This window comes from Leuconostoc mesenteroides subsp. mesenteroides (genome assembly GCA_009676745.1).
Taxonomy (GTDB): domain Bacteria; phylum Bacillota; class Bacilli; order Lactobacillales; family Lactobacillaceae; genus Leuconostoc; species Leuconostoc koreense.
This window is the reverse complement of sequence record CP046062.1, coordinates 185970-210000: the sequence shown is the minus strand read 5'-3', so window position 1 is coordinate 210000 and position 24031 is coordinate 185970. Positions and strand designations below refer to the sequence as shown.

Genomic DNA, 24031 nt, shown 5'->3' with positions numbered 1-24031 from the left:
GATCAATGGAGCGGACTAGTACTAATAGGTCGAGGACTTAACCAAAGTCTAAAGAATAGAAATATTCGGATAAGCAATTATGAGTGGTTTAGGATAGAAGAAGAATTTGTTATTATTTAGTTTTGAGTGGATAACACTCAAGGTGTCGTGTCGATAGCATAGAGGACACACCTGTTCCCATACCGAACACAGAAGTTAAGCTCTATAGCGCCGAAAGTAGTTGGAGGATCGCTTCCTGCGAGGATAGGACGATGCGGTGCCGTACATAGGAAAAGAAGTATCTCAAACGAGATACTTCTTTTTTGTTAGTTGTTTATATTAGGTTCATGTACTTTGATCGGTAATTACGGTATAATGTAATTACTAAGATTTTTGGGAGGTCAACATTCTTATGGTTACACTATTTTTATCACCGAGTTGTACCTCATGCAGAAAAGCAAAGCAGTGGTTGGAAGAACACCATATTTCATATCTTGAAAGAAACTTGAGCAAAGAACCATTACGAGCAGAAGAAGTTAGTAAAATGTTGCGCTTAACTGAAGATGGTACGGACGAAATAATTTCTAGACGTTCAAAAGTTTTTGCAAATTTAGACATGTCTTTAGAAGATCTTACTATAAATAAATTGATTAAGTTGATTGTGGAGTATCCATCATTACTTAAGCGACCAATAATCATTGATGATCGGCGTATGCAGGTAGGTTACAATGAGGATGAGATTCGTCGTTTTTTGCCACGAACTGTTCGTCAGCGAGAATTAATTCGTGCAACATATAAGGCTGACTTTGAGGAAGAAGCGAAGAACTTAATTGTCGAAGAAGTGTAAGATTTTTTTTGAATATAATATCAGCTCTGATCTATAAATTTTGAAAGGAATATTAATATGGAAAAGGAAAGAATTAATGAAAATACAATCCGCGTTATGATTGATAATTCTGATTTAAAAGATCGTGGCATTACTGTAATGGAACTATTGGGTAATCATGAAAAAATCGAATCTTTTTTTTATAATATTTTGTCTGAAGTAGACACTGAGCATGATTTTGAAGATGATGATCAAGTTTCGTTTCAAATTTTACCAAATCGTAATGGATTGGAATTATTCATTTCACGTCTAGATGAAGAGAACAAAATTTCTGACATATTAGATAATATTACCAATTTTACAAGTAAGCAACCGGCAAATATTGATAATATTTCTGATAAGAGACGTCAAGAATTGCGTCAATCAGATAAAGGAGATATTGTGAAATCAAAAGTATCTTCAAGTGACAAAAAAAATAGTTCTCAAGAGAACTTTGAAAAAACGAAAGTAATATTGAAATTATCTGATTTTGAGAATGTTATTGCTATTGCAAATAGCCTTAAAATTGAAAATTTAGTATCTGACCTATATTTATATGAGGGCACGTATTATTTAAATCTATTAGTTCTTGATAGTTCTGTTACTCAAGAGCAAATAAAGAATGAATTGGCCATTGCTTTAGAATTTTCTCGTATTAGTCATGTCACACATGAAGTTCTGCATGAGCATGGACAACTTATATTGAAGCACAAAGCACTTGAAAAAGTTAAAAGTTTATTTTCTTAAACGCTATTAAGCGTTTTTTTGGTACAATTAAATAAGATTATTTAAGAAGTTAAAGAGGAAAAATATGAATAACGTATTATTATTAGTAGCGATAATAGCATTTGCCTGGATTTTGATTTCATTTGGTGGTTGGTTTTGGGTTTTCATCTCGGCAAAAATGCATGGTACATTGTTAAAGCCTACTGAGTTTACTGAAAAACTAGAAGCAAATAACGGTCAAATTATTGATGTGCGGGAAAGCACATTGTATAAACGGTCACATATTTTAGGCTCTCGAAACATTGTGGCTATGAATTTTTTGCAGGGAAAATCTGGGTTGCGTAAAGATCGTGACATCTTTCTATACGATGATAACCTTCGTGATGCTGTGCGAGCTGCTAAATCATTAAGTAAGCAAGGTTTTGAAAAAGATAAGGTTTTCATATTACGAGGCGGTTTTAATCGCTATGAAGGTAAAAAGACAAAATAAAAGAACTGCAATATTGCGGTTCTTTTTCTTAGTATCGTGACTGATGCGCAGCAACGCTTCTTCTGATAGCTGCTTTAGAGACTTCATTGTATTCTTCTTCTGCCTGTTCAATGGGCTTAATAACTTTGTGTCGATATACTAAAGCACTTCCAGCAACTGCAACGGCTGTTCCAAAAGTTCCAATGATAACACCTAATTTAAATGATTTCATATTTTTTCCACTTTCTTAAGTTTCTTTAAATACTATTATCAACCATTTCAGCGTATTTGTAAATGACTATGATTGGGTAAAACATGACAGAAATAATAGCACACCGCGGATATCGCATAGTTGCTCCAGAAAACACACTACCTGCTTTTGAGGCAGCTTTGGCATATGACATTGACATGATTGAAACTGATGTACATCGTACGAAAGATGGACATCTTGTGATCATTCACGATGAAACAGTAGATCGAACAACCAATGGGACCGGCTTAGTAAAGGAATTAACTTTAACAGAAATAAAAATGTTGGATGCAGGTAGTTATAAACATCCAAGGATGAATAACGTTTCAATCCCAACACTAGAAGAACTATTACTTTTTTTAAAGAATGAAGGGTTTACTAAAACATTAGTTCTAGAAATAAAAACAGATCATACTGACTATCCGGGTATTGAGCAAGAAGTTTTGAAGTTAGTGAATCGGTTTGATCCGACATATGATGTTATTTATCAAAGCTTCAATTTAAAATCATTAAGAACGATACGAAAGCTTCAGCCTAATGCTAAAATTGCTGCGCTAGTATTTTGGCCTTCACCAAAGGCTTGGTGGTTAAAAAGTATTGGTGTATTTAAATTTGTACATCCTGATATTAGAATACTAAAAAGAAAACCAAAATTATTTTGGCGTATAGGATTGCCCATTCGCCCCTGGACAGTTGATAAGGAAGAAGATATGCGTGCTGTATTCAAAGCAAAATTACCGGGAATTATCACGAATCAAGTAGCGCTGGCTTGCCGAATACGTAAGGAGATACAAAAAGTTAATGAATAAGATAGTCGTATTGACTGGACCAACAGCCTCCGGTAAAAGTAGTTTATCTATTAATATGGCACAACGTTTCAATGGTGAAATTGTATCAGCTGATTCGATGCAAATTTATCGTGGCTTGGACGTTGGAACTGCCAAAGTAACTAAAAGAGAACAAAGTATTGTTCCGCACCATTTAATTGACATTGTAGAGTTAACCGCCAAGTATTCTGTGGGTGATTTTATTATTGATGCAGATGAAGCTATTGCTGACATTATTTCACGAGGTAAATTACCAATTATCGTAGGCGGCACTGGGCTATATGTTAAAGCTTTATTGGGATTTCAAGAACTAGAATATGCCGCAAGTGATACGGAAGAGGTGCATAAATTAAATGCTTATGAACTAGATGAATTGGTTTTTGAATTAAAATCTTTAGATATTAATCGTGCTCAAAAAGTAGATTTGAAAAACAAGCAACGTGTTATTCGAGCAATCCAAATAGCCAAACATGGGAAAAAAGATGCAAAATTAATGCAACGGCCAAAGTATGATGCGCAAGTTATTGCCCTTGATTGGCCCCGTGAGCTACTTTATGAACGTATCAATAATCGTGTTACACATATGGTTCGAGATGGCGTATTGAAAGAAGTACAAACCATTCTGGATGCTGGTGGGGAAGTACTACAATCAGGAAAAGCCATCGGTTACAAGGAGTTTTTCCCCTACGTACGCAATCAAACAACTTTGGATGAAGCAATTAACCAATTACAACAGGATTCTAGGCGGTATGCAAAGCGACAATTAACCTATTTACGTCATCAAATACCTGGATTAGTCTGGCTAGAAGGACAAACGGCTGAAATTAGATTAACAGAGATGATTGAAGATTGGTTATAATTAGAATGATGTTGCTGTTTGTAAACAAAAAAGAACACAGCAGTGTTCTTTTTAATGATATAACAATAACATTGAGAAAGCTTGTAATAAGATATAGCCCATATTTTGCCAATTCCCTAACTTAGCTTTCATAAACTGCAGAACAAAAGCCAATAAGCTAAAAAGTACGACAAACATGATACTGATGCCAACATGATGACTGAATAATACAACCCAGAATAGACCAAGTGTTAAAATACTTAATTTTCTACCATCCGGGTTTGGCATTAAAATAGGGGTAAAATAGAAAATAAAACTGAAAAACATAGGTAATAGTTGCAAAATAAATTTTTCGGTTACAAAATTATTTTGCACATAAAAAATAGCAATAGGCACTGTAAATGTCGCTAGAACGGCCATTAAAATTAATCCTAGAATATTTTGTAAGCCAAGCCAGAGTTGTTGAACAATGACTAAGAAGACACATAAAAGTAATAATAGAACGAATATTTCATGTCTTGACTGGATTAACGAACTAAATGTAAACAGGCTACCAAGAGCAAAAAAAATATAACTAATTAGGCTACGAAAGTTCTGAGTCACCATAAGTGCCATACCCACCGCAATTGTTATTGTATAGCAAAATAATGGTGCAATTTGCCAAGTAACGGAACCTTGCAGCGAGTGTGTATGAAGTAAGGGTAATCGCCACCAAATGATATTTAGAGAGAGCACGATTACAGATAGTGGTACCCAAAAACGACGATCACGAAAATGTATTGGATAAAAATTTTCAAAACTTCGTTTGTCTTGAGCATTATTGCTTAAGCGTCGAGGCATTGAACGGCCATCTGGCAGGCGCTTGGCCATATTTGATTGTTGAAAAAAATCTTGTTCCATGATTAATATTGTACCGTAAATTTGAATTGTAAAGTTGTCGTTTTGATAACGACATAGTTACAGATGAAATATTTTAAGTACAATTTGCTTTTTAATGGAGCATTTGATATGATTGTCTATACAATTTAAAACAGCTATCAAGAGTAGGCGAGTGATACAGCACAATGACCCTGCACCAACCGGCAAAATGATGAAAAACAGCTATTCGTGTGTGTTTTCATTGGTTTTGACATGGTGGTCCATCTGTACAGATAGTCGTCACGTTAGCGCGTTCGACTATGCTTGTCGAACGCGCTTTTTTATGCGACTTTTAGCTTTTTATTTTGATTTAAAGGTGACGACCAAACGTAGGAGAGTATTCATGGCAAAGTATTTCACATCGGAATCAGTTTCTGCTGGGCATCCAGATAAGATAGCTGATCAAATAGCTGATGCTATTTTAGATGCAGTTCTCGAGCAAGATCCAAAGGCACGTTCAGCGGTTGAAGTAACTACTTCAACAGGAGATGTATCCATTTTTGGTGAATTATCCACGAATGCTTATGTTAATATTCGCAAAATCGCAACAGATACAATTCGTGAAATTGGCTATAATCACGCTGAACTAGGATTTACTGCCGATTCAGTCAACGTTTCTAATAGAATTGTTGAGCAATCAGGTGATATTGCGCAAGCTGTCGATAATGCAGAAGATGATCCAGATCAACTTGGAGCTGGTGATCAAGGTATGGTATTTGGCTATGCTACGAACGAAACAGACAGTTATTTACCATTGACATTGGCTTTGTCACATCGTTTAATGCGTAAAATACGTGATGTACGTGAAAGCGAAAGTTTACCATATTTACGACCAGATGCTAAAGGCGAAGTAACAGTTGAATTAGATGATAACGATAAAGTTAAGCGTATTGCTGCTGTGGTTCTTTCAACACAGCATGATGACGAAGTCACATTAGAACAATTGCGAGCTGACATTCGTAAGCATGTCATTGATGAAGTGTTACCACAGGATTTGGTAGACGAAGATACGATTTATTATATTAATCCGTCTGGCAGATTTGTTTTAGGTGGACCACAAGCCGATTCAGGACTAACAGGACGTAAAATTATTGTGGACACTTATGGTGGTGCTGCCCATCATGGTGGTGGTGCCTTTTCAGGTAAAGATGCTACAAAAGTGGATCGTTCTGCTGCCTACTATGCGCGCTATGTTGCCAAAAACATGGTTGCAGCTGGAGTTGCTGATAAGTTAGAGTTGCAAGTATCATACGCAATTGGCGTTGCACGTCCTGTATCATTGAACGTTGATTCATTTGGTACAGCCAAAATTTCGGAAGACAAAATCAATGAAATTATAACTAAGTTATTTGATTTCAGACCATTAGCTATTATTAACAACCTAAATTTGCGTCGTCCAATTTATAAACAAACAGCTGCATTCGGACATTTTGGACGTACTGATATTGATCTTCCTTGGGAATCACTAGATAAGGTGAAAGAAATCAAAAACTTGCTTTAATTCATGATAAAATGAAATATGGTTAAAAAAGGATCAACAATTCAATTTTTGTTGAAAGGAATGGCTGTAGGTGAGAGTATTGCTTATTTGCCAGTTCGTGAACAGGAAAAATTGTTACGAGGTGAGTCAGATCATGAGCTAAAATGGGGTACCCAGACAAGCTTAGCACTGACGACAACGGCTAGTTTATCACGTGGGTATCAGTTGGCAGATGTAATGATTCATTTGCAGAGCTGGTATAAAAAACGTCAATATGCACCAATGGGAACAATCCAGGATGTAGATATTGTGACCAAGCAGGCGCTAGAAAATTATACTAAAAATAGAGATATATTGGCAGCAGGAATTGGTACGGATGATGCTGATAGTGAAAATATACTGTCACGAATGCTACCAGTATCGCTTTATTTATATCATCAAGTAGGAGTTTCTTTTATTAATGATGAATCGGCCATGCTCATGTTACACAGAATAGCTGGTTTAACGCACAATGATGAGGGTGCTCTAGTCAGTGTGGGGATGCTCAGCCTTATTGTCAGTCAAATATTAGATGGGCATTTGATATCTGATGCCGTAGAAAATGGATTAGCATTTGGATTTGAGTATTATTCTCGACACCAAGTTTTTGTAAATGAACTAACTGCGTTTTACGATCTTAATCTACCTGATTTTTCAAATATACCAGCTGATAAAATTGAATTAAATGGTAAAGCATCACCAACATTGGAAGCGGTTATTTGGAGCTTGTTGAATAGTGAGAATTATACGCAAGCAGTTGAAAAATCTTTGATTCATGGTCATGCTAATAGTATTGTACCCACATTAGTTAGTGCCATCGCTGCAATATATTATAAAGATGATTTAGTATTAGACTTTGGACAAAATCTTGTTTCAAAACGTGTGATTACAACGGTAATTGGGCAAGCTGAACGTTCATCAAGATTTAATCTATTAAATAAACCCACTAACCTAAGTTAGTGGGTTTATTTTGTATTTTAAATCCAAAATGGATAAGACTGTTGACTAACTGTAAATGAAAAGCTACCATTTCCAAGTAATTCACCGTCGATATGTCCGGGTTGAATATCGTGAACATGAATAGCATCCCCGGGAGATAGATTAACACGACGAATGATGTTTGATCTTAAATCGTTACGATTGAAAATAATACCGATGACAAATTGCATTATCTTCATTTTACCAAGAACAATCATATCTATTGAATTATCAGTAGTAACTGCTGAATTTGGTGTGTTTTTCAGGGATAGTAAGTAGACGTTTGGTAGTTGCAAATATTCCGAACAAACGTTGATTGTTACAGGAAAACTTTTTTGATTCAAGAATGCTTTGATAGTCGAAAAATGATGCTTTAATAGTTTAAGTTTGAATAAACCGTCACTTTTAATACTATTTTTCTTGTGTTCAGTTAATTTAGTATCCAAACCAATGCCAACACTATTAACAAAATACTTAGTTTGTTGCTTGGGTATATCACCACAAATTTTGCCAATATTTAAAAATTTTGGATGATGAATTTGCTGTAACTGAAGTAAGATATTTGCTTCAGCTTTGAAATGGCGCGCAGGTGTAAAATTAGTATGAACATTCAAAGGTATATAACTAATAGGAAGTTGATGTTGGCGCTCGATACTAAGTAATCCATTTAATACAGTACTCAAAGTGCTGTCATTGCCAAGTACTAAGATGACATGATTTGATGATTCATCCGGTATTTTTTTAGCCAGTCTTTTTGCTATAAAGGTTGTTTCGGCATTAAATCGAGTATCATCCCACGAAGCAAACGGTAGTGAATTTTTCACATGAGAGACGAAATTTGCAGATTGTATATTTTGGTAGTTATCTTCAATTAAATTAATAATGTGGAAATCTGGCATATTTTGACTCTTGCTTTCAAACAAATTATTATCATTGTATCAAAATTTCAATGGTAAGGCGAACTGAGAGCAAATAAAAAAGCCTGTTTAGGCTTTTTATCCAAGGAAGTGTCGTAATTGTGCCATGCGGTTAATAAGGGCTGTAATGGCAATGGGAGCACCTTCTTTAAATTGCACAACTTGAAGTGCTATTTCAGCATGTTGTTGTTCTTCGCGTGTTTGAGGGCCAATTTCAAACTTGAAAATACGTTGCATAATGAGAATATCTTCTTCAACTTCAGCCCAAGCAGCATTTTGAGTTTTTAGAATTTGTAAAGCATCCATATTAACAAAGCGAGCTAGTTCATTAAAATCTTTACTCATGCTAGGATATGAGCGAACAAATACGCTCAAATGATCAGCGTCTAAATGCTTCAATGCGCGTCCAAAACCAATAAATTCTGGTGGTACTCCCACTGAGTAGAATGAGCCAGTAAAGTTAATCGCTCTTGGTAATTCAATGCCGTCAACTGAACGTGAATAACCGAGGACACCAACGTGTTGACGTCGATCACGACGCTTTGGGAACGCCTTGAAAATTGCTTGCATACTAGGGATCAAATTATCTAACGTATTAGAATAAAACTTAGCAGACTCTTCAGCTATCTCAGTTAAAATCTTTTGATCATCAAGAGATATTTTTAATGGTTCTGCAACAGGCAATTTTTCTTTTAATTCAGCGATACCTTTTTGTACTTCTTCAATAGGAAAGTCGTAACGGAATGCTGATTGAACCGTTGCTGTGCGAACACCTGGGAATTCTGTGACGTAGCGATCGATACGCTGAGGAGATAAACCACCTCTGAAAATTGCTGATCCGGTTCCTGAAATTGGGAAAATTTCAATGTTCTCTTCTGCAGCAAACTCATGAAGTCGCGCAATTGCCAGTTTATTACCAGTAATTGAACTCATAAATCCAGCTGTTAAGGCAGAATCCGATCCAGCTAAGAATACTCGCATGTACTTTGGTCGGAAGCCAAAATGTTCTTCGTGGAGAGTCAAATACTCTTTTAAAATTTCAGGTGCATGTAGTTGTGTTTCAAAATCCTCAAAAAGAGGAATCATTTCAATATAGGGCGTGTTTTTATCAGAGCGAGTAAATTCTGCTGATTTGAAGTTAGCCAACTTTTCAAACAAAATTTGCATTTTCAGAATTTGGTCTGCACGCTGTGCCATTGGCAGAATAGCTTCAAATAATGGTCGAGAGAAGCCAAGGTCATGGGCAAAGTCTTCAGAACTTAAGAAGGCAGTCATTGCTTGCATTAAGTTGTAGCCTTTCTCTTCCCAAATATTAGGGAAACGGAAAGTTAAAAACTTGTCACGACCGATTTGATGATCTTTGAAATAATCATACTCTGTGCTAAACAAGCGATCAATGACAGCTGCATCAGCATGTTTACCTTCCCAATCCCACATATACTCATCGACATTTAGTTCATTAAAGTTTTCAAATGCTTCACCGGTTTCTCGATAGGCACTGATAAATGGTTGCTGAGAACTTTCCCAGAATGGCGCATTAGCGTTATCTGGATGTTGTGTTCCCATGATTGAAGGGATTTTACGTGATGTCATGATAGCTCCTTAATTTGTACTGATGATATTGTAACACACTGACAAACGACAAGCAGAAATAATATCAGTTTTTTTATGAATAATTAAGTTAAATAAGCCATAATGTTCGATTATTGCAGTAATTATTTTTTGAGAACCATTCATTTTGATTTTTAACCTAACATTTTTTAATAACCATTATAATAACAGCTGTACTTAAAATAGTGATGCTTGTTCACAACATACTATTCTGACAGATGTTTGAAATTAAATGCCTTGATACTATTCTGGATGTTGATTTTTAATTATTAAATCTCTATTATGGAATTACAATTTTTTTCTGGAAAATATGTTGACAACTAATAATTAATACATTATAATTTAATCATTGTTTATTTCATTGCTCCATAGTTCAGTGGTAGAATAACGCACTGTTAATGCGCAGGTCCTTGGTTCGAATCCAAGTGGAGCAGTCGGTGAAAAGGCAACTCATGATTTCTTGAGTTGCCTTTTTGGTTATGTAAGTTAATTATAGCTCGTAAGTGTGAGTTAATCCTGTGTAATTCTTTGGAATTGTTGATTATTGGCAGCTGCTTTTTGTTTTGTTAACAAATTCTAGACAGATTCTCTAAATTAACTTTTTTGGAAAAGAGTGGTATCATTGGTTGATTAGAAAAAAGGGGAAATAACATGGTTAATGCTTATCGTGAATTTTGGACAAAAATGTTTTCTTGGCATGCAACAGCAACTCGGACACAGTATTGGATACCAGTAATTGTTAATTATTTTTTGGGTGGAATATTAGTTAGCATCTTGGAAAATTTTCAAGGTCATTCAATTGAAGATATCTACACTGTTGGTGACTTGTCGGCTAATTTGACAACAAGAGTCGTTATGATAATTGTGTGGATTGCGACTTTTACCTTAAAAGCACGCCGTTTGCACGATACAAACCGAAGTGCTGGTTGGATATTTATTGATTTGATTCCGATTGTTGGAACTATTTGGTTCTTTATTTTAATGATTTTACCAACGACACCGGAATCACGTTGGACGTTAAATCAAAGTAATGTGAATTAGAAATACTTCGTCAAATAAAAAAGCACCTAGCAAAATTCTAGGTGCTTTTTTATTTAAATCATAATCAACATTGGCATAATCATCGGTTTCCGAGCAGTCTCTTTAAATAGGAAACGAGACAAGTCATCAATAACAGCTTGACGAATATCTGACTCACTATTATTTGAACTATTCATAACGCGGCGCATTGTGCTAAAAATAACGCGTCGACCTTCATTAATCAAATCACCAGATTCACGCATATAAACAAAGCCTCGTGATAAAATATCTGGTCCAGATAAAATTTCTTTCTTTTTCAAATCGATTGTTGCAGTAACAACAACTAAGCCATCTTGTGACAATTTTTGACGATCATGTAACACAACTGAACCGATATCACCGATTCCAGAGCCGTCAATATATGTGTCATCACCAGGGAAATGACCAGCAACACGTGCATTTTCACCATCCAGCGCTAAGACGTCACCATTTTCTAAAATGAAAGTATGGTCTTCCGGTACTTCTAACTCATGTGCTAATGAAGCGTGGACCTTTAACATACGGTATTCACCGTGAACAGGCATGAAAAATTTAGGCTTCAACAAAGCAATCATTAACTTTTCTTCCTCTTGACCACCGTGACCAGAAGTATGAATATTATTAACTTTACCGTAGATGACATTGGCGCCACCTTCTTGCAGTTTATTAATAACAGCGTTTACTGAAGCTGTATTACCTGGGATTGGTGAAGAGGAGAAAATAACATTGTCTTTTGGCTTCAAACGAATTTGCTTATGCGTTCCTTCAGCGATTCGAGCCAAGGCAGCCATTGGCTCACCTTGGGAACCAGTTGATAGAATAAGCAATTCATCGTCAGGAATATGTTTGATTTCTGATTGTTCAACTAACATGTCATCAGGGATATTTAGATATCCTAGGGCACGACCATTGGTAACAGCTGATTCCATTGAACGCCCAAATACCGCAATCTTACGTCCATGTGCAATAGCAGCATCTGTAGCCATACGAACACGATTCATATTAGAAGCAAACGTTGCAAATATAATACGTCCATGCTGTATTTTATCAAATATATGGTTGACAGATTTTGCTACCCATGCTTCTGATTTTGTCCATTCCGGACGTTCAGCATTGGTTGAATCACTCATCATGAGTAGCACACCATTTTCGCCAATGCGAGCCATTGACCAAAGATTGGGTGGCTGCTTGGTAGTTGGTGTCAGGTCAAACTTAAAATCACCAGTTTCTACAATAGTCCCAACTGGTGTGTGTACAGCTACACCAAATACGTCCGGTATAGAGTGAGTAGTACGGAAAAATTCGACACTGAGTTTATCGAATTCTATTACTGATCCATCAGTAATTTCATGAAGTTCGACACGATTAAGCATCTGTTTTTCTTCGAGTTTGTTCTTAATTAATGCCATTGCTAATGGGCCAGCATAAACGGGGACATTAACAGCTTGCAAAAAGTAGGCGATTGCACCGATATGGTCTTCGTGTCCGTGGGTGATAACCAGTGCTTTAACGCGATCGATATTATCAACTAAGTAAGTATAGTCAGGAATAACGTAATCAATACCGAGCAATTCGTCTTCTGGGAACTTAATGCCCGCGTCGACGACGATAATTTCATTTTGATACTCGATGCCGTACGTATTCTTACCAATCTCGCCTAAACCGCCTAGCGCATAGACCGCGACTTCGTTAGGTTTGATATCTACAGAATATGTCATTAGAATGTTGTAACTTCGAAGTGTGGATTGGCTTTTTCATAAGTTATAGCCTTATCAGATAATTCTTCGATAAACTCCACATTGTATTCTGTATTTTCTTCAATAATTTCACGTGCTTGTGGTAAACTTTCCGCCTCGATGTACATCGAAACTGTTGTTTCACGCTTTGGACTGCGTTCAGGGTGTTCTTGGTAGTAAATTTTATAAATCATAAATGCCTCCATTAATATAGTATAGTAATTTGTCACGAACAAAACCTTATTTTCTAGTTTACCACATAAACTAAGATTTCAACCACTTGCTTGATTAATAAAGCAATAATTGATAAATTATTATTAGGGACAAACATATGAAAATATCATCTATTGGTGTTTTTATGGGATCACAATCAGGCAATGATCCCCAATACATAGCAGCAGCAGAAGAACTTGGTAAAAGAATTGCTCTTAAAAAAATCAAGTTGGTTTTTGGTGCAGGCAAAGATGGCTTAATGGGTGCAACCGCCCGAAGTACAATGGCTGCCGGTGGTTCAGTTTTAGGCATTTCACCTCGTAATCTTGCTGAAGAAGCAGTTGAACCTTCAGAAATTACGCAATTAGTAGAAGTCGATACCATGACTGAGCGCAAGCAACTATTAATGGATCATTCGGATGCTTTTATTGTGTTACCAGGTGGTTTTGGAACTTTAGAGGAGATCGCACAAGTCATCAGTTGGTCAAAAATTCATTTGCATGACAAGCCGTTAGCACTTTTTAATGTTAACGGGTTCTATGATAAATTTTGGACGTGGTTAAACGAAGTTTATGAAGATGGTTTTGTAAGTGAGCATGATATGAGATCGGTGCAAATGTTCGATTCAATTGATGCAATATTTGAGTATCTAGAAAACTTTGAAGGTTAGTCTATGCAAAACTCAGAATTATTGAATGAATCTATTGATGTATATATGTCAGCATTAAAAAACCTTGAAAAATTAATTTCGCAACCAACGAGCGAGTATGGCGCTTCTTTTGAGCAATGGCTCATTATGGCTGCTGTTGCGGATAGTGATGAGCCGCTGACGCTAACCAAAATAGCTAAAGACCGTGGTGTAACCAAAGGAGCTGTTGCTCGCCAATTAAAACCATTATTTGATTGTGGTTACTTAAAACATGTGCCTGATGAAAAAGACCATCGCCGTGTGTTGCTAATTTTGACGCCAGAAGGAAAGACTGTTGAAAAGAAAATGACCATGAAAGTACAACAGCGTTTTCATAAATGGTTGGATATTTTTGGCGTAGAAGAAGGAAAATCTTTTCTGAAAACACTGAAACGCTTCCAAAAGTTAATTGTCCAGCCTGAGTTAAACAACAAAAATATTGAATCCAATCAGGATTTGTGATAGAATATTAACTTGTTTGAAGTCTGCATAAATTACGGATTTCTGTTATAATAAACTATATTATCGAATAAAGAGGATACTAATCATGGCAATCGGCATGAATGATTTAAAGACTGGTTTGACTATTGAATACTCAAACTCAATTTGGCGTGTTTTGGATTTCCAACACGTTAAGCCTGGTAAAGGTGGTGCATTTGTTCGTTCAAAGTTGAAGAATTTACGAACTGGTGCGGTTAATGAAGTTACTTTCCGTCCTGGAGATAAGTTTGAACAAGCAGATATCACAACTCGACCAATGTCTTACCTATATGCTGAAAATGATGGCCGTGTATTTATGGATGTTGAAAGTTATGAACAAATCAACATTCCTGATGAATATTTAACAAATGCTTTGAAGTTTTTGCTTGAGGGTATGGAAGTTAAAATTACCATGTTTGGGAATGAAGTGCTTGGTGCAGAACTACCATCAACTGTTCAGATGAAAGTGACAGAAACGCAACCAGGAATCAAAGGTGCAACAGCAACTGGTTCTGGCAAGCCGGCAACAGTCGAAACCGGTGCTACTATCACTGTACCTGATTTCGTTAATGAGGGTGAAACTATTATCATTAATACTGAAGATGGTTCGTACAAAGGACGCGCCTAATTAAGGTAAATGTACGATTGTCGCTTAGTTACAAGTAACATTTGAGCGGTAGTGAACGTGTTTATCATAAAAAGTTCCCCCGCGGAACTTTTTATTTTATAAACTATTTTCGAGGAGCAAATATGGCCAAAGAAATTAAATACAATAAAGCAACTACTAAGAATTTGTTATTAATCACTGAGAGTGAAGTGCCAGGGACCACTCAGGTAACCCCAGAAGTGATTGAAGTGATTGCACAAATTGCTGCACAGGAAGTATCTGGTGTTTACTCAATGAGAGGTAAGCTATCAGACCGATTTGCTAGTGTATTTGGATCAACTGCTCGTGGAAAGGGTGTTGAATTACAGCAAACAATTGATGGTTTAGTGATTGAGGCGTATGTTTTTTTGCAGTATGGTGTTCCAGTACCGAAAGTAGCTTTAAACATTCAAAATGCAATTAAATCTCAGGTTTCGTCAATGACAGATTTAGAGGTAGCGCGTGTGAATGTGCATGTGAGTGGAATTATACCAGAGAAGCCGGATCACACGATTGATCCTGATAATTTATTTGGTGAGAATGAGGTAGCTAATTAATGGCAAACTTAACGCGACATGAGTCACGACAAGCAGCATTTCAAGTTCTTTTTGCGTTAGAAAAAGATCCACAGAGTAATAAAATTGATGATTTATACGAAATTGTACTAAATGGTAAAGAATTTGATGACTATTTACCACGCTTAGTTAATGGGGTGTTAGGTTCTAAGGCAGATTTGGATGAAAAGATTTCATCGCATTTAGCTGAAGGATGGGCGATCAACCGTATTAACAAAGCTGACTTAGTTATTTTACGGTTAGCAATTTACGAATTAACTGCTGTCGAAGCAACCCCATACAAAGTGGCTATCGATGAGGCTATTGAATTAGCAAAAACTTTTGCTGATGAAGATGACCGTAAGTTTGTTAACGGTGTTTTAAAACATTTTGCACGTGATGAAGAAACCGCTTAAGTAGCGGTTTTTTCATTTTAAACGCGTGTATTATTAGTAATACACTTATCATGATATACTAAACAAAGAATAATTTATTACTGGAGACTAAAATGGCGATATATGATCCGACGAAAACACCAACAGATAGTTATGATACCCATACACATTTAAATGATGAAAAATTATTTCATGATGTGCCAGCGTATATTGGACGAGCTAATGAGTTTCGTGTAATGGAAATGAATGTGGTGGGATACAATGCACAAAGTAATAGTCGCGCATTAGAAATTGCAAATAATCATGATAATATTTATGCAGTTCTTGGTTTTCAACCTGAAGATACAAATGATTTTGATGATCAGGCGTTCAACACATTGGAACAGCAACTTCAACAGCCAAAGGTTGTTGGGGTTGGTGAAACGGGATTGGATTATTATTGGGAAACAACAAATCATGATGTCCAAATTGCAGCGTTTAAAAAGCACCTTGAGCTAGCTAAAAAATTTGATTTACCTGTTATTATTCATAATCGTGACGCTTTTGAAGATGTTTATAAAATACTAAAAGATTCAGGTGTGAAAAAAGGTGTGATGCACAGTTTTTCTGGCACACCAGAACAGGCTAAAGCATTTATTGATTTAGGCATGCACATTTCTTTTAGTGGTGTTGTAAGTTTTAAAAAAGCCGAAGAAGTTCGTGAGGCAGCAAAAACAATTCCTCTAGATCGTCTCTTAGTCGAGACAGACGCTCCTTATTTAGCGCCTACACCTTATCGTGGTAAAATGAATGAACCTGCGTTAGTTAAATTCGTCATCGATAGCTTGGCTGAAACATTAGAAATGTCATCTAAAGACTTATCAGATGTAACACGTGGCAATGCTCATCGCTTATTTTTAAATCATGAATGAGTTACCTAAAATTAGCGAAATGATTGTTGTTGAAGGACGCTCAGATACGCAAAATCTTGCACGTGCAGTTATTGCTGATACGATTGAAACTGGTGGTAGTGCGGTTCATGAAGATGCCATTGAGCGAGCTAAATTAGCCGCTGAAACACGAGGAATAATTATCTTAACTGACCCAGATTTTAATGGTCAGCGTATTCGTAATATAGTTACAGAAGCAGTGCCAACGGCCAAACAAGCCTACTTGACACAGGCAGAAGCACGTGCAACAAAAGATAATCCACATAAATCATTGGGTGTTGAACACGCAACACCAGATATATTGCAAAAAGCATTGGCTAATGTTGTGACACCAGTGCAAACAATTGGGATAACTTCAGATATCAATCGTTCATTTCTTCTAGAACTAGGACTACTCAGTGGACCAGAGGCGCGTGTTAAGCGGGCATTTGTTGGTGAGCAGTTGCATATTGGCTATGCAAACGGCAAACAATTGTTGAAACGATTGCAAGCATTTGGTGTTCAGCGTTCGCAAGTAGAAGACGTACTTAAAGGAAAATATTAAAAATGGCACAGACAATTGACATAGCCAATCCAACGAGAACACAGGCTATTTTAAATGAATATGGCTTACACGCTAAGAAAAAATTTGGTCAAAATTTTTTGACGGATTTAAATGTACTGCATAACATTGTTGAAACAGCAGAAATAACCGAAGAAGATTATGTTATTGAAATTGGCCCTGGAATTGGTGCTTTAACTGAGCAATTAGCTCGTGCAGCTAAAAAAGTATTGGCTTTTGAAATTGATTCGCAAATGGTTGAGGTTTTAGCTGATACTTTAAAGCCTTATGATAATGTTAAGGTAATTGAAAATGATGTGTTGAAGGTTGATTTGGCAAAAGTTATTAGCGAAGAGTTTGGTGATAACGCTCGTGTAAAAATTGTCGCCAATTTACCATATTATATTACAACACCTATTCTTATTCAGCTTCTCCGGTCTAATATCAACTGGGACAATATCGTAGTTATGATGCAACGCGAGGTAGCTGACCGTTTAAACGCGACAGTCGGAACGAAAAGTTATGGTGTGCTAACGTTAACTATCCAATATTTTGCACAAGCAATATTAGCAATCAAAGTACCAGCAAGTTCTTTTAATCCATCACCTAATGTTGACAGTGCAGTGGTTAAGTTAACCCCACTAAAACCAACCACTGTTGTTGCAAATGTTGGTAAACTCTTTGATGTGATCAAAGGCAGTTTTTCACACCGACGCAAAAGTTTATGGAACAATATGTTACAAACATATGGTAAAGATGCGGAAACAAAAGAACACCTAACAATTGCTTTGAAATCCGCGCACATTGACCCAGCAATTCGTGCCGAACGACTAAATTTAGAAGAATTTACACAATTATATTTGGCGTTACGTGATCAAAATTTAATAAAATAAACGAATAATTATTCGGCAATATGTTTTAATATTCGCAGAAAATTGCAAATAATCCTTATTTATGGTACGATTGAACTAGCTTTTACACGAAAGGTGGTATAAAAATGCCAAGTAGTTTGCAAGATATTAAAACAAAAATTGACGCTCATGTAGGTCAAGAAGTGACGATTATTGCCCAAGCTGGACGAAAGAAAATTACGGAGCGCTCAGGGATTCTTCGTTCAACATTTCCTTCACTATTCGTTGTCGAATTAGATGAGGATGCTAATTTTGAACATGCTTCATATAGTTATACAGATATTTTAACAAAGAATATTGATATTACATTCGCTGATGAGTTGCCCGCTTAAGGGCTTTTTTTATAGCGATTACAGATACCACTTTAGAAACGAATGATATGAATAAACAATCCGTTTATGCAATTTTAACGATTATGTTAATCCCTATTGGGATTCTTTTGGTGTGTGCTAAAATGGTTGGCGATACAACTGAAACCCAAGACACCACTGTGCAAATTATGACAGATAATCCAGCTTATCAACAAATTGCAAAAGCTATTGCCGGCCAAAAAGGGCGTGTCAGCCTCATGTCAGGCAATCCCAGAACAGCACAACAGAAAACAAAACTTAAAAAAGCTGAACTGCTTTTGACAGATAATCACACGAGTGTCCTATTAACCGAAGCCGAAAAGTTGCATAGTAGCCCTAAGTTAGTAATAGCGAGTGATTATATTCATACAGATTCACCGACACAGAAATATTATCTGAGTCCAAATACAACAGTCGTAATGGCACAACAAATCGTGAATTACTTGAGTGATATGGACCCAAGAAATCGTGATACTTATGTCAAAAATAATAAGCAATTTGTGGAAAAAACAAGCGATTTAACAACACTGTACACAAAGTTAAAGAACATAAAAGATATTCGATATGTCGCTACAAATAAATCGCAGAATTTGCTTATGACACAATTGGGTTATACTGTCGAAACGGATAATGTTTCTAGATTAACGGATAAACAAATGTCAGATCTTGAAAGTAAACTAGCTGACAAAAAAATTCAGTTTATTTTTACAACGGCACAGAACATAACTGAAAATGAACAAAAACTTGTCACTATGGCAAAAAAAAATGACGTCCCTGTTGTCACATTTAGTCAATTTACACCTGACAGCACACAAATTTGGAATTGGCAGTTAATGCAACTCAAAAAAATTCAAAAGGCATTAGATAAATGAATACAATTATTAGCACGAAAGATTTCATGATTCGGTATGGGGAAAAAATTATTTTATCGCATATCAATATTGAGGTACTAGCTGGACAGTTTTTAGCTATTTTAGGAGAAAATGGTGCCGGTAAAACAAGTTTTATTAAAGCACTCACTGGACAGAATAAACAAACAGAAGGTACATTGACGGTAGCGACAGATCGTATTGGGTATGTCCCACAATTTAGGGATATCTCTCGTGATTATCCTTTAAGTATCGCTGAATTCGTCGGATTGAATTTTAATCAAGGTAGCCGCTTATGGTCTACTAAAGAGGAAAAACAGTTAATAACGGAAGCTTTAAACCGTATGGATTTAAATCAAATGCGTGATCAACGATTGGGATTAGCATCTGGGGGGCAAAAGCAACGCGCATTTGTAGCGCAAGCTTTAGTCAAAAATCCAGATTTGTTAATTCTAGATGAGTCTACTGCCAGTTTAGATCATGAACACAAAGTACAATTATTGGAAAATGTCCGTACGTTACAACAAACAACCAATATGACAGTATTATTCATTACACATGAAATCAAGCTGGTCACTGATTTTGCGGATGGCTATCTCTCTTTTGAAAATGGTAAAGTACAACAAGGAGATGCTGCCCAGCTGCAGACACTGACGATAGATATGACGTCTAGGCACAAAGAAGATGAGGTACGCCATGTTTAGTTATGATTTTATGCAAAATGCTTTTATAGCAGGGACGATTGTCAGTATTGTTGCTGGGGTTATTGGTACATTTGTTGTAGCGCGAAATTATGCGTTTTTAACGCACGCTTTGAGTGAAATAGGTTTTGCTGGTGCAGCTTTTGGTTTGTGGATTGGTTGGCCGGCTTTGTTGGGTATGATGATTGCAACTTCTGTTGCTTCATTAGCTATTGGTACCTTGGAATCGACGTATACGAAACATGATAATGTCACAAGTGCTGTATCTGCGTTGGCTATTGGTCTAGGAATACTGTTTTTAGCACTAGGTCATACATCATCGAATGCTGCTACTGGTATCCTATTCGGTTCGGTTCTTGGCATTAGTCACCGTGACTTATACTTGCTCATCATTTTAGCCTTAATTGTATTAGTCACGTTACTATTCAATTACCGCTCTCTGCGTCAATTAGCATTTGACGAAGCAGGTATTTTTCTCCAAACATGGCAACAAAAATCAGTTCGCTATACCTTTTTAATCATGATTGCATTATCGATTAGTATTTCATCACAGTTGGTAGGATCCTTACTTATATTTGTATTAGTCACATTACCTGCTGCGAGCGCAAAATACTATGCTAAGACGACGGTACAGCTTATGGGGATGGCCATTGTCTTTGCTTTATTTGGTACGTGGGTTGGCTTGACAATCGCTTATTTAACAAATTTACCAACGAGTTTTTTTATAGCAATTATAGAAGTAATAATTTATCTTGTGTCAATATGGCAGTTTAAACGAAATGCCTAGTTTCCGAACAATTAGAAAATAAAAATGGTATAATTAGTCGTAAATATTAATAAAAGTTTAGGAGGAAACGGACTAAAATAACTTTTTTGGTTCGTCACACATCATGAAAACACGTCGTTCTGACCGGTTAGTTGATATGGCGCGCTATATGCTTGAGCGCCCACGTAAGTTGATATCTTTATCTTATTTTTCCAAAAGGTATGAATCGGCGAAGTCATCAATTTCTGAGGACCTATCAATACTCAAACGTACATTTCAAGAACGTGGTACAGGTCTATTAGAGACAGTGCCTGGTGCTGCTGGTGGAGCACGTTTTATTCCTTACATGACTGAATCCGAGGCAGCAGAATTTATTGATGATATTTGTCGATTAGTAAATGATGAGACACGAGTCTTACCTGGTGGTTATGTCTATCTATCTGATTTGTTAGGTCGTCCTGATATTTTGCGACAAGCTGGACGTCTAATTGCAACACAATATATACGCGATGATATTGATGCTGTGATGACTGCTGCGACTAAGGGTGTTCCGTTGGCACAAGCTGTTGCTGATCAGTTAAATGTACCATTTGTAATTGTTCGTGACGATGCAAAAGTCACCGAAGGTCCGACTGTGTCTGTAAATTATTTGACTGGATCATCGAAGCGTGTCGAAAAAATGGAATTATCTCGTCGTTCACTGCGCACAGGTTCACGTGTGTTGGTTGTAGATGACTTTATGAAAGCTGGCGGAACAATTCAAGGGATGCAAACCTTAGTTGGTGAATTTGACGGTACGGTTGTTGGTACTGCAGTATTTGCTGAAGGCCGTTCAACGACCAGATTACTTGACCACTTTACATCATTATTGCATGTTGACACAAATTTAAAAAATGGTGATCCAATTTTGGTTACACCGGGTAATTACTTGAACGAAATATTTAAACACGAGGCTTAATTAAACATGAGCAATATAAACGTATTAATATTGGCAGCAGGAAATGGCTCAAGAATGAAATCAACAACTCCAAAAGTGTTGCATAGTGTGGCTGGGCAAACTATGATTGACTGGGTGCTAGATGCTGTCGAACCACTTAAGACAGATAAGTTAATCACTGTTATTGGAGTTGGTGCTGAACGTGTCCAAGAACATGTTGGTAAGCGTAGTTCATTTGTACTGCAATCTCAACAACTTGGTACTGGGCATGCTGTGCGTCAAGCTGAATCAGCACTTAAAGACAGTGATGGTGTTACACTAATTATGTCTGGCGACACGCCAATGTTTCGTTCCGAAACCTTACAAGGTTTCATTGCAGAGCATGAACGTTCAAATAACGCTGTGACCGTATTAACTGCCATTGCTAATGATCCCACTGGGTATGGTCGCATTGTTCGTGGAGAAGATGAGACGGTTCAGAAAATTATTGAACAAAAAGATGCTAGTATTACAGAACGACGTATTAAAGAAATTAATACAGGTGTATATGTATTCAATAATCGTTTACTATTTGAATCACTAGCAAAAGTACAAAACAATAATGCGCAAGGCGAATACTATTTACCTGACACGCTTAACATTTTGCGACGCTCAGGAGAACAGATTGGTGCACACACACTTCAAGACTTTACAGAATCATTAGGAGTTAATGATCGAGTAGCATTAGCAACAGCTAACCGTGTGATGCATGAGAGAATTAATCATCAATTAATGGTTGATGGTGTTGAACTTTTAGACCCAGCGAATACATATATTGATTCGACGGTAAAAATTGGGCCCGATACCTTAATTGAGGGTGGCGTGACTATTTTAGGCAAAACGACCATCGGTATAAATAATATTATTACACAAGGGTCACGAATCGTAGACAGTGTGATTGGTGATAATAACGTGATTACATCCTCACACATTGAAGATGCTATTCTAAAAAATGGTACCACAGTGGGACCATATGCACATTTGCGACCAGCTGCGCATTTAGAAGACAATGTTCATGTTGGTAATTTTGTCGAGGTCAAGAATGCTGGACTAGGTAAAAATACTAAAGCAGGACATCTCACTTACATAGGTAACGCTACTATTGGCCAAGAAGTGAATATTGGAGCAGGTACAATATTTGTTAATTATGATGGGGTGAATAAGTTTAATTCAACTGTTGGAGACCGTGCGTTTATTGGCTCAAATACCAAAATTGTTGCACCAGTTAACATTGCTCAAGAATCAATTACTGCTGCTGGGTCAACAATTACAAATGACATACCAGAACATGCAATGGGGATTGCTCGTACACGTCAGACAAATAAAGAAGATTTCTGGCATCACATGCCACATAAATTCTAAATAAAAAAGAGTTCATTTGAACTCTTTTTTTATTTTGGTATTTGATGTTAATTATGTTTATAATAGAAAGAAACTTTGAAAAAAATTATTATTACGAAAATAAAAGGGGATTTTTGATGCAAATTACAGGTGAACGTGCATTAGTCAATATCGAAAACGAAACATTCTATACAAAGAGAATAGACGTAGCTGATGATGAAACAATTCCGCTTGATCTACTTTTTTCAGAAATTGATTCAAATATTGAAAATGAAAACTTTATACATCTTGAATTGCAAATTAATGGTGGGGTAGAATCCATGGGGACAACCTTAAGTGTTGAGACGAATGTTATCAATTTACCCTTGCGCTATCAAAACCAATTACGAAAATTAGTTTGGCAAGAAAATGACGCATTAGATGTCAATTTGTATATGATTGCTGAAAATGAATTCGAGAGTCAATCCCATTTGAAAATATCATTAGCAAGTTCTGTTGCCACATATGTGGATGATGCTGAAAGTGTGAAGGCTAAAATTTCCACATGGTTTAATGAGCAACTTGAACATATTGTTAATGAACAGAAACAAGCAGAAAAGGAAGAGGTAGGTGAGGCAGACTAAGTAACTGCGCCTAATCTATCTCAATATAACCAGTTACACGTAAGCGCTTATTGTTATCTAGACAGGTAAAATCTAATATGTGTTTTGAAACCGTGGTTTTGACATTATTTAGTTCCCCTAATTCATAGATATCGATAGTGTATTGAGCTAGTCTAACCTTATCATTTAAATCAGACGTAGGTACAATTAAATTTTCTAAGGCTGTTTTAGTAGGGTTAGCAATACGGCTAATGTAGGTTTTTTCGAGTTTCGTTAATTTTATCATGGTTATCATTATAACGATTTGGCTCACTGGTGTAAACAAAATCATTTGTTTGATTATACTGAAATAATCATAATAGTTTTTGACTATTTTA

Annotated in this window: 30 protein-coding genes, 1 tRNA gene and 2 rRNA genes (1 of these 33 running past the window's edge); 26 read left to right on the top strand and 7 right to left on the bottom strand. The window is 36.5% G+C overall.

All coding sequences use genetic code 11. The features are described 5' to 3' along the window. The 5 genes from GJV51_00985 to GJV51_00965 form a co-directional block, all read left to right on the top strand. Positions 1-46: ribosomal RNA gene (locus tag GJV51_00985) — 23S ribosomal RNA — on the top strand; it begins 2871 nt to the left of the window's first position. Positions 47-143: 97 nt separating this feature from the next. After that, positions 144-260: ribosomal RNA gene (gene rrf, locus GJV51_00980) — 5S ribosomal RNA — on the top strand. Between the two features lie 131 nt (positions 261-391). Beyond that, positions 392-826 (top strand): Spx/MgsR family RNA polymerase-binding regulatory protein, encoded by a 435-nt coding sequence (locus tag GJV51_00975; GenBank protein QGM24646.1) that lies wholly within the window; start codon positions 392-394, stop codon positions 824-826. Between the two features lie 57 nt (positions 827-883). Continuing rightward, entirely contained in the window at positions 884-1591 is a 708-nt protein-coding gene (locus GJV51_00970) for an adaptor protein MecA (protein QGM24645.1), read from the top strand. Positions 1592-1655: 64 nt separating this feature from the next. Then, positions 1656-2060 (top strand): rhodanese-like domain-containing protein, encoded by a 405-nt coding sequence (locus GJV51_00965; protein QGM24644.1) that lies wholly within the window; start codon positions 1656-1658, stop codon positions 2058-2060. A gap of 28 nt (positions 2061-2088) precedes the next feature. Here GJV51_00965 and GJV51_00960 read toward each other — a convergent pair whose 3' ends face one another. Further along, on the bottom strand, positions 2089-2271 hold the full coding sequence (locus GJV51_00960) for a DUF3042 family protein (protein QGM24643.1): 183 nt from the start codon (positions 2269-2271) through the stop codon (positions 2089-2091). An 83-nt stretch (positions 2272-2354) separates the two neighbouring features. Here GJV51_00960 and GJV51_00955 point away from each other — a divergent pair, with 83 nt between their 5' ends. Together GJV51_00955 and miaA are read left to right on the top strand one after the other, a co-directional pair. After that, entirely contained in the window at positions 2355-3098 is a 744-nt protein-coding gene (locus GJV51_00955; GenBank protein ID QGM24642.1) for a glycerophosphodiester phosphodiesterase, read from the top strand. Continuing rightward, positions 3091-3975 carry a tRNA (adenosine(37)-N6)-dimethylallyltransferase MiaA gene (gene miaA, locus GJV51_00950; protein QGM24641.1) on the top strand — a complete coding sequence of 295 codons (885 nt, stop codon included), beginning with the start codon at positions 3091-3093 and terminating at the stop codon, positions 3973-3975. The genes GJV51_00955 and miaA overlap by 8 nt, the downstream gene beginning before the upstream one ends. Before the next feature lie 51 nt (positions 3976-4026). Here the strand turns inward: miaA and GJV51_00945 are convergent, their stop codons facing one another. Further along, positions 4027-4854: a hypothetical protein gene (locus GJV51_00945; protein QGM24640.1), complete on the bottom strand. Its 828-nt coding sequence runs from the start codon at positions 4852-4854 to the stop codon at positions 4027-4029. A gap of 361 nt (positions 4855-5215) precedes the next feature. Between GJV51_00945 and GJV51_00940 the strand changes: the two genes are divergently transcribed. Continuing rightward, entirely contained in the window at positions 5216-6373 is a 1158-nt protein-coding gene (locus tag GJV51_00940) for a methionine adenosyltransferase (GenBank protein ID QGM24639.1), read from the top strand. A gap of 18 nt (positions 6374-6391) precedes the next feature. Beyond that, on the top strand, positions 6392-7351 hold the full coding sequence (locus GJV51_00935) for an ADP-ribosylglycohydrolase (GenBank protein ID QGM24638.1): 960 nt from the start codon (positions 6392-6394) through the stop codon (positions 7349-7351). A 17-nt stretch (positions 7352-7368) separates the two neighbouring features. On the opposite strand, the gene GJV51_00930 is transcribed toward GJV51_00935, so the two are convergent. Together GJV51_00930 and GJV51_00925 are read right to left on the bottom strand one after the other, a co-directional pair. Next, on the bottom strand, positions 7369-8268 hold the full coding sequence (locus GJV51_00930) for a diacylglycerol kinase (protein QGM24637.1): 900 nt from the start codon (positions 8266-8268) through the stop codon (positions 7369-7371). A gap of 96 nt (positions 8269-8364) precedes the next feature. After that, complete coding sequence (locus GJV51_00925; protein ID QGM24636.1) at positions 8365-9879, bottom strand: phosphoenolpyruvate carboxylase; 1515 nt, start codon at positions 9877-9879, stop codon at positions 8365-8367. 380 nt (positions 9880-10259) lie between these two features. Here GJV51_00925 and GJV51_00920 point away from each other — a divergent pair. Together GJV51_00920 and GJV51_00915 are read left to right on the top strand one after the other, a co-directional pair. Next, positions 10260-10331 (top strand) — tRNA-Asn (locus GJV51_00920). A gap of 217 nt (positions 10332-10548) precedes the next feature. Then, complete coding sequence (locus GJV51_00915; GenBank protein ID QGM24635.1) at positions 10549-10938, top strand: DUF805 domain-containing protein; 390 nt, start codon at positions 10549-10551, stop codon at positions 10936-10938. A gap of 53 nt (positions 10939-10991) precedes the next feature. Here GJV51_00915 and GJV51_00910 read toward each other — a convergent pair whose 3' ends face one another. Together GJV51_00910 and GJV51_00905 are read right to left on the bottom strand one after the other, a co-directional pair. Continuing rightward, the gene (locus GJV51_00910) at positions 10992-12674 is read right to left on the bottom strand and encodes an RNase J family beta-CASP ribonuclease (protein ID QGM24634.1); all 1683 of its coding nucleotides are present in this window, start codon (positions 12672-12674) and stop codon (positions 10992-10994) included. Then, the gene (locus GJV51_00905) at positions 12674-12886 is read right to left on the bottom strand and encodes a DUF1447 family protein (protein QGM24633.1); all 213 of its coding nucleotides are present in this window, start codon (positions 12884-12886) and stop codon (positions 12674-12676) included. Before GJV51_00905 ends, GJV51_00910 begins: the two co-directional genes overlap by 1 nt. A 137-nt stretch (positions 12887-13023) precedes the next feature. Between GJV51_00905 and GJV51_00900 the strand changes: the two genes are divergently transcribed. The 15 genes from GJV51_00900 (at position 13024) to GJV51_00830 (ending at position 23675) form a co-directional block, all read left to right on the top strand. Then, entirely contained in the window at positions 13024-13575 is a 552-nt protein-coding gene (locus GJV51_00900) for a TIGR00730 family Rossman fold protein (protein QGM24632.1), read from the top strand. 3 nt (positions 13576-13578) lie between these two features. Continuing rightward, a complete protein-coding gene (locus GJV51_00895) occupies positions 13579-14055 on the top strand; it encodes a MarR family transcriptional regulator (protein ID QGM24631.1) in 477 nt (158 codons plus the stop codon). Positions 14056-14140: 85 nt separating this feature from the next. Beyond that, positions 14141-14701, top strand: coding sequence for an elongation factor P (efp, locus tag GJV51_00890; protein ID QGM24630.1), 561 nt, complete (start codon positions 14141-14143; stop codon positions 14699-14701). Positions 14702-14823: 122 nt separating this feature from the next. Beyond that, positions 14824-15276, top strand: a complete 453-nt coding sequence (locus GJV51_00885) for an Asp23/Gls24 family envelope stress response protein (GenBank protein QGM24629.1) — start codon at positions 14824-14826, stop codon at positions 15274-15276. Continuing rightward, positions 15276-15689 carry a transcription antitermination factor NusB gene (gene nusB, locus GJV51_00880; protein QGM24628.1) on the top strand — a complete coding sequence of 138 codons (414 nt, stop codon included), beginning with the start codon at positions 15276-15278 and terminating at the stop codon, positions 15687-15689. Before GJV51_00885 ends, nusB begins: the two co-directional genes overlap by 1 nt. 92 nt (positions 15690-15781) lie before the next feature. Further along, positions 15782-16579: a YchF/TatD family DNA exonuclease gene (locus GJV51_00875; protein ID QGM24627.1), complete on the top strand. Its 798-nt coding sequence runs from the start codon at positions 15782-15784 to the stop codon at positions 16577-16579. After that, the gene (rnmV, locus tag GJV51_00870) at positions 16572-17141 is read left to right on the top strand and encodes a ribonuclease M5 (GenBank protein QGM24626.1); all 570 of its coding nucleotides are present in this window, start codon (positions 16572-16574) and stop codon (positions 17139-17141) included. Before GJV51_00875 ends, rnmV begins: the two co-directional genes overlap by 8 nt. A 2-nt stretch (positions 17142-17143) precedes the next feature. Further along, positions 17144-18031 (top strand): 16S rRNA (adenine(1518)-N(6)/adenine(1519)-N(6))-dimethyltransferase RsmA, encoded by an 888-nt coding sequence (rsmA, locus tag GJV51_00865; GenBank protein ID QGM24625.1) that lies wholly within the window; start codon positions 17144-17146, stop codon positions 18029-18031. 104 nt (positions 18032-18135) lie between these two features. Next, entirely contained in the window at positions 18136-18381 is a 246-nt protein-coding gene (locus GJV51_00860; protein ID QGM24624.1) for a hypothetical protein, read from the top strand. A gap of 47 nt (positions 18382-18428) precedes the next feature. Continuing rightward, positions 18429-19271, top strand: a complete 843-nt coding sequence (locus tag GJV51_00855; GenBank protein QGM24623.1) for a zinc ABC transporter substrate-binding protein — start codon at positions 18429-18431, stop codon at positions 19269-19271. Beyond that, on the top strand, positions 19268-19972 hold the full coding sequence (locus GJV51_00850) for an ATP-binding cassette domain-containing protein (GenBank protein ID QGM24622.1): 705 nt from the start codon (positions 19268-19270) through the stop codon (positions 19970-19972). Before GJV51_00855 ends, GJV51_00850 begins: the two co-directional genes overlap by 4 nt. After that, entirely contained in the window at positions 19965-20756 is a 792-nt protein-coding gene (locus GJV51_00845; GenBank protein ID QGM24621.1) for a metal ABC transporter permease, read from the top strand. The genes GJV51_00850 and GJV51_00845 overlap by 8 nt, the downstream gene beginning before the upstream one ends. Before the next feature lie 103 nt (positions 20757-20859). Then, on the top strand, positions 20860-21693 hold the full coding sequence (gene purR / locus GJV51_00840; protein QGM24620.1) for a pur operon repressor: 834 nt from the start codon (positions 20860-20862) through the stop codon (positions 21691-21693). 6 nt (positions 21694-21699) lie between these two features. After that, on the top strand, positions 21700-23073 hold the full coding sequence (gene glmU, locus GJV51_00835; GenBank protein QGM24619.1) for a bifunctional UDP-N-acetylglucosamine diphosphorylase/glucosamine-1-phosphate N-acetyltransferase GlmU: 1374 nt from the start codon (positions 21700-21702) through the stop codon (positions 23071-23073). Positions 23074-23189: 116 nt separating this feature from the next. Beyond that, complete coding sequence (locus tag GJV51_00830; GenBank protein QGM24618.1) at positions 23190-23675, top strand: hypothetical protein; 486 nt, start codon at positions 23190-23192, stop codon at positions 23673-23675. Between the two features lie 10 nt (positions 23676-23685). Here the strand turns inward: GJV51_00830 and GJV51_00825 are convergent, their stop codons facing one another. Beyond that, positions 23686-23940, bottom strand: coding sequence for a hypothetical protein (locus tag GJV51_00825; protein QGM26090.1), 255 nt, complete (start codon positions 23938-23940; stop codon positions 23686-23688). Between the last annotated feature and the right edge of the window lie 91 nt (positions 23941-24031).

Bases quoted from the DNA above. Each gene is read 5' to 3' on its own strand.
- GJV51_00975 (QGM24646.1), top strand. From the start codon at position 392: ATGGTTACACTATTTTTATCACCGAGTTGTACCTCATGCAGAAAAGCA.
- GJV51_00970 (QGM24645.1), top strand. From the start codon at position 884: ATGGAAAAGGAAAGAATTAATGAAAATACAATCCGCGTTATGATTGAT.
- GJV51_00965 (QGM24644.1), top strand. From the start codon at position 1,656: ATGAATAACGTATTATTATTAGTAGCGATAATAGCATTTGCCTGGATT.
- GJV51_00960 (QGM24643.1), bottom strand. From the start codon at position 2,271: ATGAAATCATTTAAATTAGGTGTTATCATTGGAACTTTTGGAACAGCC.
- GJV51_00955 (QGM24642.1), top strand. From the start codon at position 2,355: ATGACAGAAATAATAGCACACCGCGGATATCGCATAGTTGCTCCAGAA.
- miaA (QGM24641.1), top strand. From the start codon at position 3,091: ATGAATAAGATAGTCGTATTGACTGGACCAACAGCCTCCGGTAAAAGT.
- GJV51_00945 (QGM24640.1), bottom strand. From the start codon at position 4,854: ATGGAACAAGATTTTTTTCAACAATCAAATATGGCCAAGCGCCTGCCA.
- GJV51_00940 (QGM24639.1), top strand. From the start codon at position 5,216: ATGGCAAAGTATTTCACATCGGAATCAGTTTCTGCTGGGCATCCAGAT.
- GJV51_00935 (QGM24638.1), top strand. From the start codon at position 6,392: ATGGTTAAAAAAGGATCAACAATTCAATTTTTGTTGAAAGGAATGGCT.
- GJV51_00930 (QGM24637.1), bottom strand. From the start codon at position 8,268: ATGCCAGATTTCCACATTATTAATTTAATTGAAGATAACTACCAAAAT.
- GJV51_00925 (QGM24636.1), bottom strand. From the start codon at position 9,879: ATGACATCACGTAAAATCCCTTCAATCATGGGAACACAACATCCAGAT.
- GJV51_00915 (QGM24635.1), top strand. From the start codon at position 10,549: ATGGTTAATGCTTATCGTGAATTTTGGACAAAAATGTTTTCTTGGCAT.
- GJV51_00910 (QGM24634.1), bottom strand. From the start codon at position 12,674: ATGACATATTCTGTAGATATCAAACCTAACGAAGTCGCGGTCTATGCG.
- GJV51_00905 (QGM24633.1), bottom strand. From the start codon at position 12,886: ATGATTTATAAAATTTACTACCAAGAACACCCTGAACGCAGTCCAAAG.
- GJV51_00900 (QGM24632.1), top strand. From the start codon at position 13,024: ATGAAAATATCATCTATTGGTGTTTTTATGGGATCACAATCAGGCAAT.
- GJV51_00895 (QGM24631.1), top strand. From the start codon at position 13,579: ATGCAAAACTCAGAATTATTGAATGAATCTATTGATGTATATATGTCA.
- efp (QGM24630.1), top strand. From the start codon at position 14,141: ATGGCAATCGGCATGAATGATTTAAAGACTGGTTTGACTATTGAATAC.
- GJV51_00885 (QGM24629.1), top strand. From the start codon at position 14,824: ATGGCCAAAGAAATTAAATACAATAAAGCAACTACTAAGAATTTGTTA.
- nusB (QGM24628.1), top strand. From the start codon at position 15,276: ATGGCAAACTTAACGCGACATGAGTCACGACAAGCAGCATTTCAAGTT.
- GJV51_00875 (QGM24627.1), top strand. From the start codon at position 15,782: ATGGCGATATATGATCCGACGAAAACACCAACAGATAGTTATGATACC.
- rnmV (QGM24626.1), top strand. From the start codon at position 16,572: ATGAATGAGTTACCTAAAATTAGCGAAATGATTGTTGTTGAAGGACGC.
- rsmA (QGM24625.1), top strand. From the start codon at position 17,144: ATGGCACAGACAATTGACATAGCCAATCCAACGAGAACACAGGCTATT.
- GJV51_00860 (QGM24624.1), top strand. From the start codon at position 18,136: ATGCCAAGTAGTTTGCAAGATATTAAAACAAAAATTGACGCTCATGTA.
- GJV51_00855 (QGM24623.1), top strand. From the start codon at position 18,429: ATGAATAAACAATCCGTTTATGCAATTTTAACGATTATGTTAATCCCT.
- GJV51_00850 (QGM24622.1), top strand. From the start codon at position 19,268: ATGAATACAATTATTAGCACGAAAGATTTCATGATTCGGTATGGGGAA.
- GJV51_00845 (QGM24621.1), top strand. From the start codon at position 19,965: ATGTTTAGTTATGATTTTATGCAAAATGCTTTTATAGCAGGGACGATT.
- purR (QGM24620.1), top strand. From the start codon at position 20,860: ATGAAAACACGTCGTTCTGACCGGTTAGTTGATATGGCGCGCTATATG.
- glmU (QGM24619.1), top strand. From the start codon at position 21,700: ATGAGCAATATAAACGTATTAATATTGGCAGCAGGAAATGGCTCAAGA.
- GJV51_00830 (QGM24618.1), top strand. From the start codon at position 23,190: ATGCAAATTACAGGTGAACGTGCATTAGTCAATATCGAAAACGAAACA.
- GJV51_00825 (QGM26090.1), bottom strand. From the start codon at position 23,940: ATGATAAAATTAACGAAACTCGAAAAAACCTACATTAGCCGTATTGCT.